Here is a 15,875-nt window from a genome sequence, read left to right on the forward strand (position 1 = left end):
TGCGGTCAGGGAGATCGTGGCTGTGGGGCTACTGGACCCGTTTCGCGATCAGATCCCTGCCGTTCTGGTGAAGGATCAGTTGCGCCGCGGCCGCTGGACCATCGGCGTCGAACGACAGTACCGCATCGACGACCTTGAAAAAAAAGTCGCGATCGTTTTCAGGAAACACTTCGAAGCGCGCCTGCCCTGTTGCCTGACTGAACAGGCGATCTCCGTCGCGCGTAATTCGGATCGCAAACTCCGGCGTGAGCTGATACGTGCCGACCAGGCGATCCAGCGCCTGCGGGTTCACGGCGGCGAGCTTTCTGATCCGGGGCTGGCGATCGGGCCAACGGTACTCGACCGCAAGGCCGCGCAGGATCTCGTCCACCAGAACCTGACCGCCGTCGCCATTGGTCATCACAACCGCGCCATCGCCGTTCTCGAAGATCGCCATCGTGCTGAAGAAGCCGGCGTTGCCTCCGTTGTGCCAGAACTGGCGATGCGGCGCCGCGCCGCGCACCAGCCAGCCCAATCCGTAGGTCCCGAGACCCGGCGGAAGGCCTGCGGCGCTGCCAAGCACCGGCGACAGCATTTCGGCCGCCATTGGCTGCGGCAGAACCGCGTTGTCGCGGCCAGCCAGCGCATTCACCACCGCGAGCGCGAAATGCGCGAGGTCGGTCGGCGTCGTCCACAATCCGGCCGCGGCCAATTCCGGATAGACATGCGGGCCGCCCGGCACCGGAGCGCCGTCCGGCTGGTAGGGCGTAGCCGCCATCTGCAAGCGATCCGCAGATAGCGGCTGCTCGAATTTGCTGTGCGTCATGCCGAACGGCGCGAGGACGGTGTCCTCGAGCAGCGAAGGAAACGGCCGGCCGGTGACGTCCATCAGCAGCTGCTCGACAATGGTGTAGCCGCCGCCGGAATATTGAAACTGCTTGCCGGGCTCGTGCTCGATCCTGACAGGTGCGCTGTTCGCGGGCGGCGCGCCGTTGAGAACCTCGATCAGCGACGGGACCGGCTTGCCGGCCTGATAGCCCGCGAAGCCCGAGACCGAGATCCCGGCCGAATGACTGAGCAGCCGTCGCAACGTCACTTTGGACTCGGTGGAGAGCGGGCTCTCCGGAATCTTCCAGCTCTTCAGCGCGAGATTGACGTCGGCATCGAGGTTCAGCTTGCCGGCCGGGACCAGCGCCAGTGCGGCGACGGCCGTCACCGGCTTGCTGATCGAGGCCGCCTGGAACAGCGTCTCGGCGCCAACCGGTGGACCGCCGATTGCGGTGGTACCAAAACCGCGCGCCCATTCGACGGCGGCGCCATGCATGACTGCGATGCTGACGCCGGGAACGTGGAGCGCGTTCATCCGGTCCGACAGGTTCATCGGGGCATCGCCGTCGACGATGACAGCGGTCCTCAAGCCATGCGCGATGCGTTCGATGCGTTGCATGACCTCAGCATCGCCCTGGCGGGGCTCTTCGGCCAGAGCCGCGCGGCATGCGAGCACGACGGCAAGCTGGATGGCGAGCGCAATCAGCCTGTGGAGCGTGAGCTTCGTTCTCACGATCTCCCCCTTGCATCAAATCTACCGCCCCATCGCCCGATAGATCAACGTCTTGAGCTCCTGCTGGATCCGGCCGCGCTGCGTCGGCGTCTGCATCATCAGGATGCCGAACAGATCGTCCGCGGGATCGATGAAGAAGAACGTGCCGCCGACGCCGTCCCAGCGATATTCGCCGAGCGGCCAATTGGTGTTCGGCGGCACCGAGGTGCGGACGGCAAAGCCGAGGCCGAAGCCCGAATTCGGCCCCGGGTAAAAGTTCTGGTCACGGATCACCCCGGTCTCGGGGCCGATATGGTCCGACGCCATCAGCGCGATGGTTTCCGGTTTCAGATAGCGCCGGCCGCCATAGCTGCCGCCGTTCAGCAGCATCTGCGAAAACCGCGCGTAGTCGCCGATGGTGCCGACCATGCCGCCGCCGCCGGATTCCCAGCGCAGCGGCTGCTTGATATCCCGCATCTCGGCGACCGGGCTGATCACGCGATCCTTCGGCATCGGCTCGGCGATCAACGGCCATTTCGCCTTGTCGGCGACATAGAATTCGGTGTCGTTCATGCCGAGCGGGCCGAGCAGCCGCTCCTTCTCGAAGGCGAACAGCGTCTTTCCCGTGATCACCTCGATGATGCGGCCGAGCACGTCGGTGGAATGGCCGTAGTCCCAGACCGTGCCGGGCTGCTCGGCGAGCGGCAGCTTGGTCAGCCGCGCCACCAGGTCGGCATTGGAGGGATCGTTGTCGAACAGGCCGGCATCGGCGTAGGCCTTGTTGACGAGGCCGCCGCCGTAATAGCCGTAAGGCAATCCGGCGGTGTGGCGCATCAGGTCCTCGATCGTGACCGGACGCTTCAGCGGCTCGGTCGTCATCGCCAGCTTGCCGTCCTCACCACGCTTCTCCACCGCGACCTTTATGTCGGCAAAGGCCGGGATGTATCTCGAGACGGGATCGCTCAGCGCGAGCTTGCCCTCCTCGACCAGCATCATTGCGGTGACGGTCGTGATCGGCTTCGACATCGAGTAGAGGCGGAAGATGGTGTCGGCGCTCATCGAGAACTCGGTGGCGACGTCGCGCACCCCGAATTTCTCGTAATAGACCGGCTTGCCGTGCTGCTGAAGCAGCAGGATCGCGCCGGGAATCTTCCCGGTCACGATCTCGTTTCTGATGTAGTCGGAGACTTTGGCTAGGCCCTCCGGCGAGAAGCTGTGCGGCCGGCCCACGGAGCCGGCCTTCACACCCGATGCGCCGAACGCGAGCAGGAGTGCCGCGACGACCGCGCGGCACCCACGCATGTCGAATCCTTTATTTGGGCGCGTTTTCTGCACGCGAACCGGTATCCACTTCGCTCGAAAACGCTCTAGTTTTCCATGGCTTCATAGACCAGCAGTTTCAGCGTCCGCTGGACGCGCTGCCGCTCGGTCGGCGTCTGCTCCAAGAGGACGAAGAACATGTCCTGCTTGCGGTCAATCACGAAATAGCAGCCGCTGGCGCCATCCCATTTCAGCTCGCCGAGGTCACCGGGCGGCGGCGGCTTGGCGTTGCCCGGATCGGTCCGCACCCCGATGCCGAGCCCGAACCCAAAACCGTCGCCGGGGAAGTAGAAAAAATCGCGCTCGACGCCGGAGCCCGGGCCGACCCGGTCGGTGGTCAGTTCCTTGAAGGTCTCGGGCTTCAGATAGGTCTTGCCGTCGAAGGTGCCGCCATTGAGCAGCATCTGCGCGAACCGCGAATAGTCGTGCATGGTCGAGACCATGCCGCCGGAGGCGGATTCCCATTTCTTGACCTTGGTCGGATCGTTGACCCGGCCGACCCGGAAATCGCTGTCGGTCGGCAGCGGCTCGGCCATCAGCTTCTGCTTCGCCGGATCGGTGACGAAGAAGCGGGTGTCGTTCATGCCGAGCGGATCGAGCAGCTTCTCGCGCTCGATCGTCAGCAGCGACTTGCCGGTGGCGACTTCCATCACGCGGGCCAGAATGTCGGTGGAATGGCCGTACTGCCAGAGCTCGCCGGGCTGATTGTGCAGCGGCAGTTTGGCGATCCGCTCGGCGAATTCGGCGAGGTCGAAATCGCCGCCGTAGATATTGGCTTCCTTGTAGGCCTTGCGGACCAGGCTGTTGCCATAGAAGCCGTAGGTGACGCCCGATGTGTGCGTCATCAGATCGAGGATCGTGATCGGCCGCTTCAGCGGCACCAGTTCGAGCGTCTTGTTTTCGCCTTCGCCCTTCTCGACGCCGACCTTCATATTGGCGAACGAGGGAATGTATTTCGAGACCGGATCGTCGAGCTTGTATTTGCCCTCCTCCAGCAGCTGCATCGAGACCACGGCGGTGATCGCCTTGGTCATCGAAGCCAGCCGGAAGATGGTCTGGTCGGTGATCGGCGCCTTGCTGACCACGTCCTGCACGCCGAAGGATTCGTGGTAGACCGGCTTGCCGTGCTGCTGGATCAGCACGATCGCGCCGGGAATCTTGCCGGTCGCGACCTCGTTCTTGAAGAACTCGCTGATCTTGGCGAGCTTGTCCTTGTTGAAATGCGCCCCCGCCGGAATCTCGTAGGTACCCTCGGCGCGCGCCGCCGGCGCCACGAGCAGCATTGCGCCAGCCGCCGCGGCACACAGCAATCGAAATGAACTCATGCAAATCCCTCCCCGGATATCACGGGGAAGTGTAGCGGCCGCATCAATCAGCACAAGGGCTGCCAAAGGCGGACAATGCGGCCTCATGCAGCTGGCCGCTTGCGGCGGAGAAGCAGCAGAAGATGACATGCGTCACATTGGGAGCGGTCCCGAGGGCGTCGGCCACGGCCTTGACCGCGATGCCGGCCGCGCGGTCCGGCGGGAAATGATACACGCCGGTGGAAATCGCCGGAAATGCCACCGAGCCGAGCCCGTTGGCCTGGCAGAGCTCGATGCCGCGGCGATAGCAGGATGCGAGCAGCGCATCCTCGTTCTGGGCGCCGCCGTGCCAGATCGGGCCGACGGCGTGAATCACATGGCTGGCAGGAAGCCGGTAGCCTCTGGTGATCTTGGCATCACCGGCCTTGCAGCCGTGAAGCGTGCGGCACTCGGCGAGCAGCTCCGGCCCGGCGGCGCGATGGATCGCGCCGTCGACACCGCCACCGCCGAGGAGCGATGAATTCGCCGCGTTGACGATGGCGTCAACGCGAAGCGTCGTGATGTCGGCAACGATGACTTCGAGCCGCGCGTTGCCGAGCTGGCGCGCCGTCAAGATCGGGCCGCCAAATCAGGCAGCAACGTCGACCGGGATGCCCTTGTCGGCAAACAGCTGCTGCAATTCACCGGCCTGGAACATCTCGCGGATGATGTCGCAACCGCCGACGAACTCGCCCTTCACGTAGAGCTGCGGAATCGTCGGCCAGTTCGAATAGACCTTGATGCCGTTGCGCAGCTCGGCCGATTCGAGAACGTTGAGGCCCTTGTAGCCGACGCCGATGTGGTCGAGGATCTGCACGACCTGGCCGGAAAACCCGCACTGCGGGAATTGCGGCGTACCCTTCATGAACAGCACGACGTCGTTCGACTTCACTTCATTGTCGATGAATTGCTCGATGCTCATTTTCGCTTCCTTGTGGGCGGCGCTCTCAAGCCGTTTCGGGCCGGCCCGCCCTTCTAACCCGTGACTGGCTATATATGTAGCTCAAACCATTGTGCATCCAAAGCAAAATGGCAGAAATCTGACATGCGGCCGGCGCCGGGCCCCGCCGCCTGTGGATCATCTGATGGGACTAATATCATCCGTGTAAGGCTTTTTTTCCGTAACGGAGCCCCCATCTAGGACGAACTGCCCGTCGGGAACCAGTTCGCCAAAGCAACGTTCTCCCCCTGAACCGGAGACCATCGTGACGAAACCAGCCTCTGCTGCGGCCGCCCTTGCCACCGCCCCCCCGTCACCGTCCTCCGATTCCGCTCCGCTCGCCCAGCGGCTGGTGGACGCCTACCGCGCGGTCCGCGACGAGACCGAGCGCCGGGCCGCGCCGCTGTCACCCGAAGACCAGTTGATCCAGTCGATGCCGGACGCGAGCCCCGCCAAATGGCACCGCGCCCACACCACCTGGTTCTTCGAGCAGTTTCTGCTCGGTGAACACGTCGCCGGCTACACGCCGTTTCACCCCGACTACGCCTATCTGTTCAATTCCTATTACGTCAGCGCCGGCCCGCGGCACGCCCGCCATCAGCGCGGCCATCTGACCCGTCCGAGCGCCGACGAGGTCACCGCCTATCGTCGCCATGTCGACGCCGAGGTGGTGAAGTTCTTCCAAAGCGCGGGCGAAGAGAAGCTGCAGGCGCTGGTGCCGCTGGTCGAGGTCGGCCTCAATCATGAGCAGCAGCATCAGGAGCTGATGTACACCGACATCCTGCATGCCTTCGCCCAGAACCCGATTCCGCCGGCCTACGATCCGGCCTGGCGCTTCCCGGCCTCCAATGGCAGCACCGAGCAGTGGGTGACGCTGAACGAAGGCATTCACACCGTCGGCCATGCCGACGACAGCTTCCATTTCGACAATGAGAAGCCCGCGCATCGCGCGCTGGTCGGCCCCGTGAAGCTCGCGAAGAACCTCGTCACCAATGCCGAATGGCTCGCCTTCATGAAGGACGGCGGCTATGCGACCGCGACGCTGTGGCTGATGGACGGATTTGCGACCGTGAGCAACGAGGGCTGGCAGGCCCCCGGCCATTGGCGTGATATCGACGGCGAGTGGAAGATCATGACGCTCGGCGGCCTGCAGCCGATCGACCCTGACGCCCCGGTTTGCCACGTCAGCTATTACGAAGCCGACGCGTTTGCGCGCTGGGCCGGCAAGCATCTGCCGACCGAGATGGAATGGGAGGTCGCCGCCCGCGCCGGCCTGCTCAACGACGCCTACGGCATCGTCTGGCAGTGGACCCGCAGCTCATACTCGCCCTATCCGGGCTACCGCGCGATCGAGGGTGCGCTCGGCGAATATAACGGAAAATTCATGGTGAATCAGCTGGTGCTGCGCGGCTCATCGCTGGCGACGCCGCCAGGTCACAGCCGCGTCACCTATCGCAATTTCTTCTATCCGCACCATCGCTGGCAATTCACGGGGTTACGCCTCGCCGACTACGCCTGATTGATTCCCGTCGACATCAAGTGCGCGCCGGTAAGCGCGTTCAGGAGAGTATCATGAATGTGCATGCCGCCGCTTTGGCCAAAGCCTATCCATTCGACGAAGCGACCTCGGCGTTTGCCGGCGACGTGATCGGCGACCTCGCCCGTCACCCGAAACGGCTGTCGCCGAAATACTTCTATGACGCCGCCGGCTCGGAGCTGTTCGAGCAGATCACGGTGCTGCCGGAATATTATCCGACGCGCACCGAGCTCGGCATCCTGCGCGACCGCGGCGACGAGATCGCGGCGATCATCCCGCAAGGCGCGGCGCTGGTCGAGTTCGGCGCCGGCGCCACCACCAAGGTGCGGCTGCTGCTCGAGCATTGCGAGTTTGGCGCCTATGTGCCCGTCGATATCTCCGGCGACTTCCTGAAGGCGCAGGCCGACGGTTTGCGCAAGGATTTCCCCGATCTCGGCATCTACCCGGTCGCGGCCGATTTCACCGCGCCGTTCGCGCTGCCCGAGGAGGTCGCCGACCTGCCGAAAGTCGGCTTCTTCCCGGGCTCGACGCTCGGCAATTTCGAGCCGCAGGAAGCAGCCAGCTTCCTGCGCAGCGCCCGAAAAATCCTCGGCCACGGCGCGCAGATGATCATCGGCGTCGACCTCGAGAAGGACGAGCGCACCCTGTACGACGCCTATAACGATGCGGCCGGCGTCACCGCGCGCTTCAATCTCAATGTGCTGGTGCGCATCAACCGCGAGCTCGGCGGCAATTTCGATCTGTCGAGCTTCATGCACCGCTCGATCTACAACCGCGACCGCCATCGCATCGAGATGCACCTGATCAGCCGCAAGGCGCAGACCGTGCGCATTCTCGGCAACACCTTCGCCTTCCGCCCCGGCGAGACCATTCACACCGAGAACAGCTACAAATATTCGCTGGAGCGCTTCACCGTGCTCGCCCGCAGCGCCGGTTGGACGGTGCGGGAAAGCTGGACCGACGCGGCCAGGATGTTCTCGGTGCACGCGCTGACGGCGGAGTAAGGGCACCCCTCTCGCCCCCGTCATTGCGAGGAGCGAAGCGACGAAGCAATCCATCTGTCCGCGCATTCGGAACGATGGATTGCTTCGCTTCGCTCGCAATGACGTGGATAGAGAGCGCGCGCTATTCCTCGTCCGCCGTCGACTGCAGCGACAGCGATTCCCACGTCGCGACCACGATCATGATCGCCGTCGTCACCAGCGAGAGCACAAGCGGCGACATCGCGCCGGCGAAATAGGCGGTCACCGCCAGCGCGATGATGCCGACGCCGTGCGAGAGCTGCAGGAAATTGCGGATCACGTATTTGAACAGGATGGTCCCGACCAGGAACAGCATGGGACCGCCGACCGAGCTCACGATGGTCTTGAGATCGGAATGGCCGCCGGGATGCTTCAGCACCAGTTCGTCGGCGACCGCGGTGAGGATGATGCCGCCGACGATCGGCATGTGCAGATAGGTGTAGGCGATCCGCGCCACCCGGCCGGACTCTTCCGATTTCGAGATCATTTCCGAGCCGGCCTCGGCGCCCTTGTGGAAATATATCCACCACATCGCGATGCTGCCGACCAAAGCGGAGACGAACGCGGCCATGTTCTCCGGCGTCCAGGTCAGCTCGGCGAAGGTCGCGCCGTCGACGACGATGGCCTCGCCGAGCGCGATGATGATGAAGCCGGCGCAGCGTTCGGCCATGTGGCCGCCCTCGACCGACCAGGCCTCGATCGAGGACGGTCCGAGCCGCGGCGTCCAGAACCGCGCGGCCGGCGCGATGTATTCGATGGTCAGCGCCGCGATCCACAGCCACAACCGCGTCTCGTGCTCGGCGAAGCCGCCCAGAATCCAGAGCACAGCCGAGCAGCTCAGCCAGGCCAGGATGCGGATCGCGTTGTGGCGGACCGCGGTCCGGCGCCGCGGCGTCGCCAGCAGCCAGAACAGGGTGCGGCCGGTCTGCATCGCCGCATAGGTGGCGGCGAACCACAGCCCGCGCCCCTCGAACGCTGATGGGATCGAGGTCGACAGCAACAGCCCGCCCAGCATCAGGACGAACAGCAGCAGCCGGACCGGGGTCAGGTCGGGATTGAGCCAGTTGGTGACCCAGGTGGTGTAGACCCACACCCACCACACCGCGAGGAACAGCAGCGTGACCTGGACCGCGCCTGATGGCGTGAAATGGTGCAGCAGCGTGTGCGACAGCTGCGTGACGGCAAAGACGAAGACGAGGTCGAAGAACAGCTCGGCATTGGTGACCCGGCTGTGCTGGTTCGGCACGATGACGCGAAACATCGCGCCGCGCGGATTGTCCACCATCGCTCCGTCCCCAGCCTGCCGGGGCTAGCCTTCAGGCACCCCGGTTTGCAGCGCCAGGGCGTGCAGCACGCCGCCCATCTGGCCCTTCAGCGACTGGTAGACGATCTGGTGCTGCTGGACGCGGGACTTGCCGCGGAAGGATTCTGAAATGACGGTGGCGGCGTAATGGTCGCCGTCGCCGGCCAGGTCGCGGATCGTTACATCGGCATCCGGGATCGCTGCCTTGATCATCGATTCGATATCACGGGCGTCCATCGGCATCCCAGTCAACCTCCTTCAGATCGTTCGAATCAAGGCCGGCTCACGCGGCCGTGAATGCAAAACCTAGCGACAGTCGTCTTCTAGGTCATCTGGGGCGACACTATATTCCCATTCCCCGCGATTGAAACCTGCATCAATCGGTCACAAGCCATCACGCCGAAATGACCAGAAAAGGCGCAGAACCATGAAGCTTCCCGGCCCCGACCATCCGATCACGATCACGCCCAATCCGAAGCGCGTCCGCGTCACCGCCGACGGCGTCGTCATCGCCGAAACGACCCATGCGCTGACCCTGAAGGAAGCGAGCTATCCCGCCGTGCAATATGTCCCGCGCCAGGATGCCAATATGGAGCTGCTGGCCCGCACCGAGCGGACCACGCACTGCCCGTACAAGGGCGATGCGAACTATTTCAGCATCAAGGCCAACGGCAGGACGCTGGACAACGCGATCTGGACCTACGAGACGCCTTTCCCGGCGATGGCCGAGATCACCGGTCACCTGGCGTTCTATCCGGACAAGGTGAAGATCGAGGAAGTGGCCTAGCCGTCAAGCGGACCGGCCTCCTCCTGCGACAACGGCCAGGCCATTGCGCGGGGTGACGGATCGAGAAGCGAAAAACAGCACCGATGCCGCGCAAGGCTGCAAAACTGGTCGGGCTCTCGGTCCTGGGCATCGCCGCCGTTCTCATCGCGGCGGCCGCCGCCGGGTTGGGTTACCGCGCCTGGCGCCAGCAAGTTGCTGCGGAGATCCTGGCGATCCGCTCACCGAACGGCGTGCAGGAGGGACGCTATGTCGTCCTTGGTGGCATCCAGCAATGGATACAAATCCGCGGCGAGGATCGCGGCAACCCGGTGCTGCTGTTCGTTCATGGCGGCCCCGGCAGCTCCACCTTGCCGATCTCGTCGGGCTGGCGTCCCTGGGAGAAGTACTTCACCGTCGTGCAGTGGGACCAGCGCGGCGCCGGGCGAACCTACGGCATGACCGGCGATACGGTCGCGCCGACCATGACGCTGGAGCGGATGACCCAGGACGGCGTCGAACTTGCCGATTATCTGCGAAGGCACCTGCGCAAGGACAGGATCATCCTGGTCGGGCATTCCTGGGGCTCGTTCCTCGGCGTTCACATCGTCAAGCAGCGGCCGGACCTGTTCTATGCCTATGTCGGCACTGGGCAGGTCGTCGGCCGGGCGACCTTCGAAAAGGCATTCGAGAACACCATCGCGCGCCTGCAAGCGCTGGCGCAGTCCGCCAACAACCGCGAGGCCCTGGCGGAGCTCGCGCCAATCGCTGCGAACCCCGTCGCCAATCCGGACAATCGGCTCGTCGCGGACAGGTGGAGCAAGGCGTTGGCGCTGCCGCCGGATGCTTTCCGGCCGGCGGGCCCGGTCCCGCCACTCTTCATGCCGGACTTCTCGCTGCTTGATTGGTACAATCGGCGGAGCGGCACCGCCTTCTCGGCAAAATATCTGCGCGGCAGAGTGAGCCCGATGTTTCAGCGCGACCTCGTCGCGTTGGGACTTGAATTTCGGGTCCCCGTGATCCTCATCGAGGGCGACGCCGACGACATCACGCCGAGCGGGCCTGCCGAACAATACCTCAAGCAGATCACCGCCCCGCACAAGGAGTTTGTGCCGGTCCGCGGCGCAGGTCACTTCATTCCGTTCGATCGTCCCGACCAGTTTCTGGACGAGCTGGTGGCACGCGTCAGACCGCTCGCCAATCCTCCGGTCGCCGAGGCCGGTCCGATGGCGACCAGCGCTACACCCTGAAGATGGTGAGCCCGAGGATCAGCAGCACCAGGAAGATCACCACGAAAACATAGAACAGGAAGCGAGCGATGTCGGCCGAGGCCGCCGAGATGCCGGTGAAGCCGAGCAAGCCCGCAATAATCGACACGACGAGAAAGATCAGCGCCCACTTCAGAATTGTCATACTTGCTCCTGAAACCGCGCGGCACGCGCATCCAAACGGCGCTGCGATAACCAGCGCCGACGACCGCAGTTCCAAAAAGAAAAAGACCGAAAATGATAGACCTAGAGGCCAGCGAATCAACGCGATTGGGCCTTGCCGATTCCAGTTCCCAACTGCAACATCCGGCGAAAGACCCGGCTGGGGGCACCATGAAATCGATTGCGCACGCGGCTCCGGCCGTCGACGTCCAGGCAGCTCCGAAGGCCCATGCCCGCAACGTGGCGCTGGACCGCGCCCGCACCTTCCTCACTTTGGTCGTGCTGCTGCATCACGCGGTGATCCCCTACACCCATTTCGGCCACACCGATCCGACGTCGTGGATCGGCTTCGACTGTGTGGTGCTCGCCACCGACAGCTTCTTCATGGCGATGTTCTTCTTCCTGTCGGGGCTGTTCGTCTGGCCGGGGCTCGGCAACAAGTCGCTGCTTGGCTTCCTGACCACCCGGCTGCTGCGGCTCGGCCTGCCGTTCGTGGTCTGCGCCGTCACCGTGATCCCGCTCGCCTATTGGGCGATCGAGCTGCGCCACACGCCCGGGATCTCTTTCGCCGAATTCTGGCGGAAGACCATGACGATCGGACCATGGCCGAGTGGACCGATCTGGTTCGTCTGGGTGCTGATGGTCTTCGACGTGACCGCGAGCCTGCTCTACCGGGTGTCGCCGCGGCTGCTCGATCCGATCAACCGGCTGTCGGAGAAGGGATTCGCTCGTCCGTCAAAATTCTGGCTGCTGCTGGTCCTGGTCAGCGCCGCCGTCTATCTCCCGATGCTGGTCAGCTACGGCCAGAATTACTGGTTCGAGTTCGGGCCGTTCTCGGTGCAGGCCAGCCGCGTGCTGCTCTATGCAGCCTATTTCTTCATCGGTGCCGGCATCGGCGCCGCCAACTTCGAGGGCGGCCTGCTCAGCGCGCACGGACGGCTGACCCAGCGGCGCTGGTTCTGGACCGGCGTCACGCTGATCCCCTATGTCCTGATGTGGACGATGATCTATATCAAGCGCGAGGTGATCGGGAATCCCGATCCGCTGCCGGGCTGGTATCTGGCGATCTACGGCACGTTCTACGTGCTGTTCAGCGCCTCGATCCTGTTCGCGATCCTGGCCTACTTCCTGCAATCGAAGGCATCAGGGCCGACTTTGCTCGACCGCATGCAGGGCGATGCCTACGGTATGTTCCTGGTGCACTATCCGATCGTGTTGTGGCTGCAATACTGGCTGTTCGATTTCGACCTGCCGGCGATCGCCAAGGCGGCGATCGCATTCTTCGCCACCGTGGCGCTGAGCTGGGCCGTCACCGCCGTGCTGCGCAAGATCCCCGGCGCCAAGCACGTGCTGTAGCTTGGACGAAACCAAGCCAGATCGATACTGCGTCTTTCTCCCGCTCGCGGGAGGATTAGGGGCTAACCGCGAATCAGTTGCGCGCACGAATCTGCGCGCAAGCTGCCATTGATCACATGGCTGTCGATGATTCTCGGGTATGCTGGCGGCACTGATCGACCCAAAGGAGTCTCAGATGCAAGACCCGCAAATCGGATGGATCGCCGCAATCATCGTCGGGGGACTGGCGGGCTGGCTGGCCGAAATGTTCATGAAGTCCGGCACCGGCATCGTCATGAACATCATCCTCGGCATCGTCGGCGCGGCGCTGGCGAACTGGCTGTTGGCACTGCTCGGCGTGTCGCTGGGCGGCGGCTGGATCGCCTACCTCGTGGCCGGCTTCATCGGCGCCTGCATCATCATCTTCCTGTGGCGCGCGATCCGGGGCCGCGCCTAGCCCTCACGGCACGTTTGCAAGACAACGCCTGATCCGGCCGGATCAGGCGGCGGCGCCCCGCATGTAGTTCGGCAGCCAGTGCTCGAAGGCGCGGGACAACTCCTCGATTGCAACGGGCGCCTCGCCGGCGACGGCGATCGCATCTCCGCCGGTGGTGCCGATGCGCGCACAGGGCACGCCCGCGCCCTTCATCTTCGCGAGCACGAGGCCGGCCTCGGCGGCCGGCACGGTGACGATGTAGCGGGCTTGGTCCTCGCCGAACCAGTAGGCATGCGGCACGATCGAGCTCGGCGCGGCGAGTAGCTGGGCGCCGATGCCGCTTGCGATCGCCATCTCGGCGAGCGCAATCAAAAGCCCGCCGTCGGAGACGTCATGCACCGCGGTCGCGGTACCGGCGTGGATCATGCCTCTGACAACGTCGCCATTGCGCTTCTCGGCGGCGAGATCGACCGGCGGCGGAGCGCCCTCCTCGCGGCTGCAGACATCGCGCAGATAGACCGACTGGCCGAGCCAGCCCTGGGTGTCGCCGATCAGCAGGATCGCCTCGCCGGCGGCCTTGAACGCCAGCGTCGCCGACTTCGTAAAGTCGTCGAGCACGCCGACGCCGCCGATCGAGGGCGTCGGCAAGATGCCGCGGCCGTTGGTCTCGTTGTAGAGCGAGACGTTGCCGGAGACGACCGGGAAGTCCAGCGTGCGGCAGGCTTCCGAGATGCCCTTCAAGCAGCCGACGAACTGGCCCATGATCTCGGGGCGCTCGGGGTTGCCGAAATTGAGATTGTCGGTGATCGCGAGCGGCCGGCCGCCGACCGCGGTGATGTTGCGCCACGCTTCGGCGACCGCCTGCTTGCCACCCTCGAACGGATCGGCCTCGCAATAGCGCGGCGTGACGTCGACGGTGAGGGCCAAGCCCTTCGGCCCGTCCTCGACGCGGACCACCGCGGCATCGCCGCCGGGGCGCTGTACCGTATTGCCGAGAATGACGTGGTCGTACTGCTCCCACACCCAGCGCTTCGAGCACAGCTCCGGCGTGCCGATCAGCTTGACCAGCGCGTCCGACATGGCGAGCGGCGGCTTGACGTCCTGGCCGCGGATCACGGCCTGCGCGCTGGAGGCGACATGCGGGCGGTCATAGACCGGCGCCTCGTCGCCGAGCTCCTTGATCGGCAGGTCGGCCATCACGTCGCCGCCGTGCTTGACGACGAAACGCTTGGTCGGTGTGGTGTAGCCGACGATGGCGAAATCGAGCCCCCATTTGCGGAAGATCGCCTCGGCCTGCTGTTCCTTCTCGGGCTTGAGCACCATCAGCATGCGCTCCTGGCTCTCCGAGAGCATCATCTCGTAGGCGCTCATGCCGGTCTCACGCGTGGGCACCGCGTTGAGGTCGAGCTCGACGCCGAGGTCGCCCTTGGCGCCCATCTCGACCGCCGAGCAGGTCAGGCCCGCCGCGCCCATGTCCTGGATCGCGATCACGCAGCCCTGCTCCATGATCTCCAGGCAGGCTTCCAGCAGCAGTTTTTCGGCGAAGGGATCGCCGACCTGCACGGTCGGCCGCTTCTCCTCGGAGGCGTCGTCGAATTCGGCCGAGGCCATCGAGGCGCCATGAATGCCGTCGCGGCCAGTCTTCGAGCCGAGATAGACGATCGGCATGTTCACGCCGGAGGCCGCCGCGTAAAAAATCTTGTCGGCATCAGCGAGGCCCACCGCCATCGCGTTGACCAGGATGTTGCCGTCATAGCGGGTGTGGAAGCGCACCTGGCCGCCGACCGTCGGCACGCCGAACGAATTGCCGTAGCCGCCGACGCCTGCGACCACGCCGGACACCAGGTGCCGGGTTTTCGGATGCTCCGGCGCGCCAAAGCTCAGCGCATTGAGGCAGGCAATCGGCCGCGCGCCCATCGTGAAGACGTCGCGCAAAATGCCGCCGACGCCAGTGGTCGCGCCCTGGTAGGGCTCGATGTAGCTCGGGTGGTTGTGGCTCTCCATCTTGAAGACCACGGCCTGGCCGTCGCCGATGTCGATCACGCCGGCATTCTCGCCCGGGCCCTGGATCACCCAGGGCGCCTTGGTCGGCAGCCCGCGCAGATGGATGCGCGAGGACTTGTACGAGCAGTGCTCGTTCCACATCGCCGAGAAGATGCCGAGCTCGGTGAAGGTCGGAACCCGCCCGATCAGCTTCAGGATCCGCTCATACTCGTCCGGCTTCAGCCCGTGGGCGGCGACGAGTTCGGGGGTGATTTGGGGCTCATTCTTGGGCGCGGTCATTGGTCCCTTAATAGGTAGATCGAACGGGGGCGAAAAGGCCTTTTAGGGGGCATTTTCGGCCTGTCCAGAGCTTTGCGGCCGGTGGCTGCGGCACGGCGTTTGCACAATCGGGATGGATCGGATTTAAGGATCAAAACCCGATAATTGAAGGCCAATTTCGTGAACGAGCTAGCCGAGACCGCACTCAAGTCCGCATTCAACCTCCGCCCCGATCTGCACGTCGAAACCGAGGGCGAATTCGCCGGCTGGCGAACCTGGAGCCGCGACAATTTCGAGACCAATAGCGGCCCGTTCTACCACCGGATGGACGAGAACGGCCGTATCGCCTGCGCGTTCCGGGTCGGCAAGAAGCACCTCAACGGCTCCGGCAACGTCCATGGCGGCTGCTTCATGACGTTCGCCGACTACTGCCTGTTCGCGCTGGCCGGCCCGCTGCTGCAGGGTCCCGGCGTCACGGTGGGCTTCTCCTGCGAATTCCTCGACGCCGCCCGCGAGGGCGAGCTGATCGAATGCGACGGCGAGGTGACGCGCGCCGGCGGCTCGCTGATCTTCCTGCGCGGCACACTGCGCGCGGGGACGCGGATGCTGTTCACCTTCTCGGGCACCATCAAGCGGGTGAAGCGCAAGGCCGGAGCCTGAGGCCA

Annotated in this window: 16 protein-coding genes; 7 read left to right on the plus strand and 9 right to left on the minus strand. The window is 64.5% G+C overall.

All coding sequences use genetic code 11. The annotated features are described in order from the left end of the window. Positions 1-28: 28 nt before the first annotated feature. The 5 genes from XH93_RS27690 to grxD all read right to left on the minus strand — a co-directional run bounded on the left by XH93_RS27690 (position 29) and on the right by grxD (position 5,104). A complete protein-coding gene (locus XH93_RS27690; RefSeq protein WP_194469918.1) occupies positions 29-1,540 on the minus strand; it encodes a serine hydrolase in 1,512 nt (503 codons plus the stop codon). Positions 1,541-1,561: 21 nt separating this feature from the next. Next, positions 1,562-2,821: a serine hydrolase gene (locus tag XH93_RS27695; protein WP_194469919.1), complete on the minus strand. Its 1,260-nt coding sequence runs from the start codon at positions 2,819-2,821 to the stop codon at positions 1,562-1,564. A 65-nt stretch (positions 2,822-2,886) separates the two neighbouring features. After that, positions 2,887-4,164, minus strand: coding sequence for a serine hydrolase domain-containing protein (locus XH93_RS27700; RefSeq protein ID WP_194469920.1), 1,278 nt, complete (start codon positions 4,162-4,164; stop codon positions 2,887-2,889). A 43-nt stretch (positions 4,165-4,207) separates the two neighbouring features. Further along, entirely contained in the window at positions 4,208-4,756 is a 549-nt protein-coding gene (locus XH93_RS27705; RefSeq protein WP_194469921.1) for an O-acetyl-ADP-ribose deacetylase, read from the minus strand. Positions 4,757-4,771: 15 nt separating this feature from the next. Then, positions 4,772-5,104: a Grx4 family monothiol glutaredoxin gene (grxD, locus tag XH93_RS27710; protein ID WP_016843475.1), complete on the minus strand. Its 333-nt coding sequence runs from the start codon at positions 5,102-5,104 to the stop codon at positions 4,772-4,774. A gap of 283 nt (positions 5,105-5,387) precedes the next feature. On the opposite strand from grxD, the gene egtB reads away from it, so the two are divergent. Continuing rightward, a complete protein-coding gene (egtB, locus tag XH93_RS27715) occupies positions 5,388-6,641 on the plus strand; it encodes an ergothioneine biosynthesis protein EgtB (protein ID WP_194469922.1) in 1,254 nt (417 codons plus the stop codon). Between the two features lie 53 nt (positions 6,642-6,694). Beyond that, the gene (gene egtD, locus XH93_RS27720; RefSeq protein WP_194469923.1) at positions 6,695-7,663 is read left to right on the plus strand and encodes an L-histidine N(alpha)-methyltransferase; all 969 of its coding nucleotides are present in this window, start codon (positions 6,695-6,697) and stop codon (positions 7,661-7,663) included. A 121-nt stretch (positions 7,664-7,784) separates the two neighbouring features. Here egtD and XH93_RS27725 read toward each other — a convergent pair whose 3' ends face one another. Further along, positions 7,785-8,966 (minus strand): low temperature requirement protein A, encoded by a 1,182-nt coding sequence (locus XH93_RS27725; RefSeq protein ID WP_194469924.1) that lies wholly within the window; start codon positions 8,964-8,966, stop codon positions 7,785-7,787. Positions 8,967-8,990: 24 nt separating this feature from the next. Further along, positions 8,991-9,227, minus strand: a complete 237-nt coding sequence (locus XH93_RS27730) for a BolA family protein (protein ID WP_139484640.1) — start codon at positions 9,225-9,227, stop codon at positions 8,991-8,993. Between the two features lie 184 nt (positions 9,228-9,411). Here XH93_RS27730 and XH93_RS27735 point away from each other — a divergent pair, with 184 nt between their 5' ends. Together XH93_RS27735 and XH93_RS27740 are read left to right on the plus strand one after the other, a co-directional pair. Continuing rightward, a complete protein-coding gene (locus XH93_RS27735) occupies positions 9,412-9,771 on the plus strand; it encodes a DUF427 domain-containing protein (RefSeq protein ID WP_139484639.1) in 360 nt (119 codons plus the stop codon). Between the two features lie 83 nt (positions 9,772-9,854). Then, positions 9,855-10,997, plus strand: coding sequence for an alpha/beta fold hydrolase (locus XH93_RS27740; RefSeq protein WP_194469925.1), 1,143 nt, complete (start codon positions 9,855-9,857; stop codon positions 10,995-10,997). Here XH93_RS27740 and XH93_RS27745 read toward each other — a convergent pair. After that, on the minus strand, positions 10,987-11,160 hold the full coding sequence (locus XH93_RS27745; RefSeq protein WP_024582607.1) for a DUF1328 domain-containing protein: 174 nt from the start codon (positions 11,158-11,160) through the stop codon (positions 10,987-10,989). The genes XH93_RS27740 and XH93_RS27745 overlap by 11 nt on opposite strands. Positions 11,161-11,348: 188 nt before the next feature. Here XH93_RS27745 and XH93_RS27750 point away from each other — a divergent pair, with 188 nt between their 5' ends. Then, the gene (locus XH93_RS27750) at positions 11,349-12,533 is read left to right on the plus strand and encodes an acyltransferase (protein WP_194469926.1); all 1,185 of its coding nucleotides are present in this window, start codon (positions 11,349-11,351) and stop codon (positions 12,531-12,533) included. A gap of 175 nt (positions 12,534-12,708) precedes the next feature. Beyond that, positions 12,709-12,969: a GlsB/YeaQ/YmgE family stress response membrane protein gene (locus tag XH93_RS27755; protein ID WP_139484636.1), complete on the plus strand. Its 261-nt coding sequence runs from the start codon at positions 12,709-12,711 to the stop codon at positions 12,967-12,969. Between the two features lie 42 nt (positions 12,970-13,011). On the opposite strand, the gene purL is transcribed toward XH93_RS27755, so the two are convergent. After that, positions 13,012-15,231: a phosphoribosylformylglycinamidine synthase subunit PurL gene (purL, locus tag XH93_RS27760; RefSeq protein WP_194469927.1), complete on the minus strand. Its 2,220-nt coding sequence runs from the start codon at positions 15,229-15,231 to the stop codon at positions 13,012-13,014. A 159-nt stretch (positions 15,232-15,390) separates the two neighbouring features. Here purL and XH93_RS27765 point away from each other — a divergent pair, with 159 nt between their 5' ends. Then, positions 15,391-15,870 (plus strand): PaaI family thioesterase, encoded by a 480-nt coding sequence (locus XH93_RS27765; protein WP_139484634.1) that lies wholly within the window; start codon positions 15,391-15,393, stop codon positions 15,868-15,870. Positions 15,871-15,875: the final 5 nt, after the last annotated feature.

Origin of the sequence: Bradyrhizobium sp. CCBAU 51753, from assembly GCF_015291565.1 — a bacterium.
Taxonomy (GTDB): Bacteria; Pseudomonadota; Alphaproteobacteria; order Rhizobiales; family Xanthobacteraceae; genus Bradyrhizobium; species Bradyrhizobium ivorense.

Excerpts from the sequence above, each read along its gene's own strand:
- XH93_RS27695 (WP_194469919.1), bottom strand. The coding sequence starts at position 2,821 with ATGCGTGGGTGCCGCGCGGTCGTCGCGGCACTCCTGCTCGCGTTCGGC.
- XH93_RS27700 (WP_194469920.1), bottom strand. The coding sequence starts at position 4,164 with ATGAGTTCATTTCGATTGCTGTGTGCCGCGGCGGCTGGCGCAATGCTG.
- grxD (WP_016843475.1), bottom strand. The coding sequence starts at position 5,104 with ATGAGCATCGAGCAATTCATCGACAATGAAGTGAAGTCGAACGACGTC.
- egtD (WP_194469923.1), top strand. The coding sequence starts at position 6,695 with ATGAATGTGCATGCCGCCGCTTTGGCCAAAGCCTATCCATTCGACGAA.
- XH93_RS27725 (WP_194469924.1), bottom strand. The coding sequence starts at position 8,966 with ATGGTGGACAATCCGCGCGGCGCGATGTTTCGCGTCATCGTGCCGAAC.
- XH93_RS27730 (WP_139484640.1), bottom strand. The coding sequence starts at position 9,227 with ATGCCGATGGACGCCCGTGATATCGAATCGATGATCAAGGCAGCGATC.
- XH93_RS27735 (WP_139484639.1), top strand. The coding sequence starts at position 9,412 with ATGAAGCTTCCCGGCCCCGACCATCCGATCACGATCACGCCCAATCCG.
- XH93_RS27740 (WP_194469925.1), top strand. The coding sequence starts at position 9,855 with ATGCCGCGCAAGGCTGCAAAACTGGTCGGGCTCTCGGTCCTGGGCATC.
- XH93_RS27745 (WP_024582607.1), bottom strand. The coding sequence starts at position 11,160 with ATGACAATTCTGAAGTGGGCGCTGATCTTTCTCGTCGTGTCGATTATT.
- XH93_RS27750 (WP_194469926.1), top strand. The coding sequence starts at position 11,349 with ATGAAATCGATTGCGCACGCGGCTCCGGCCGTCGACGTCCAGGCAGCT.
- XH93_RS27755 (WP_139484636.1), top strand. The coding sequence starts at position 12,709 with ATGCAAGACCCGCAAATCGGATGGATCGCCGCAATCATCGTCGGGGGA.
- purL (WP_194469927.1), bottom strand. The coding sequence starts at position 15,231 with ATGACCGCGCCCAAGAATGAGCCCCAAATCACCCCCGAACTCGTCGCC.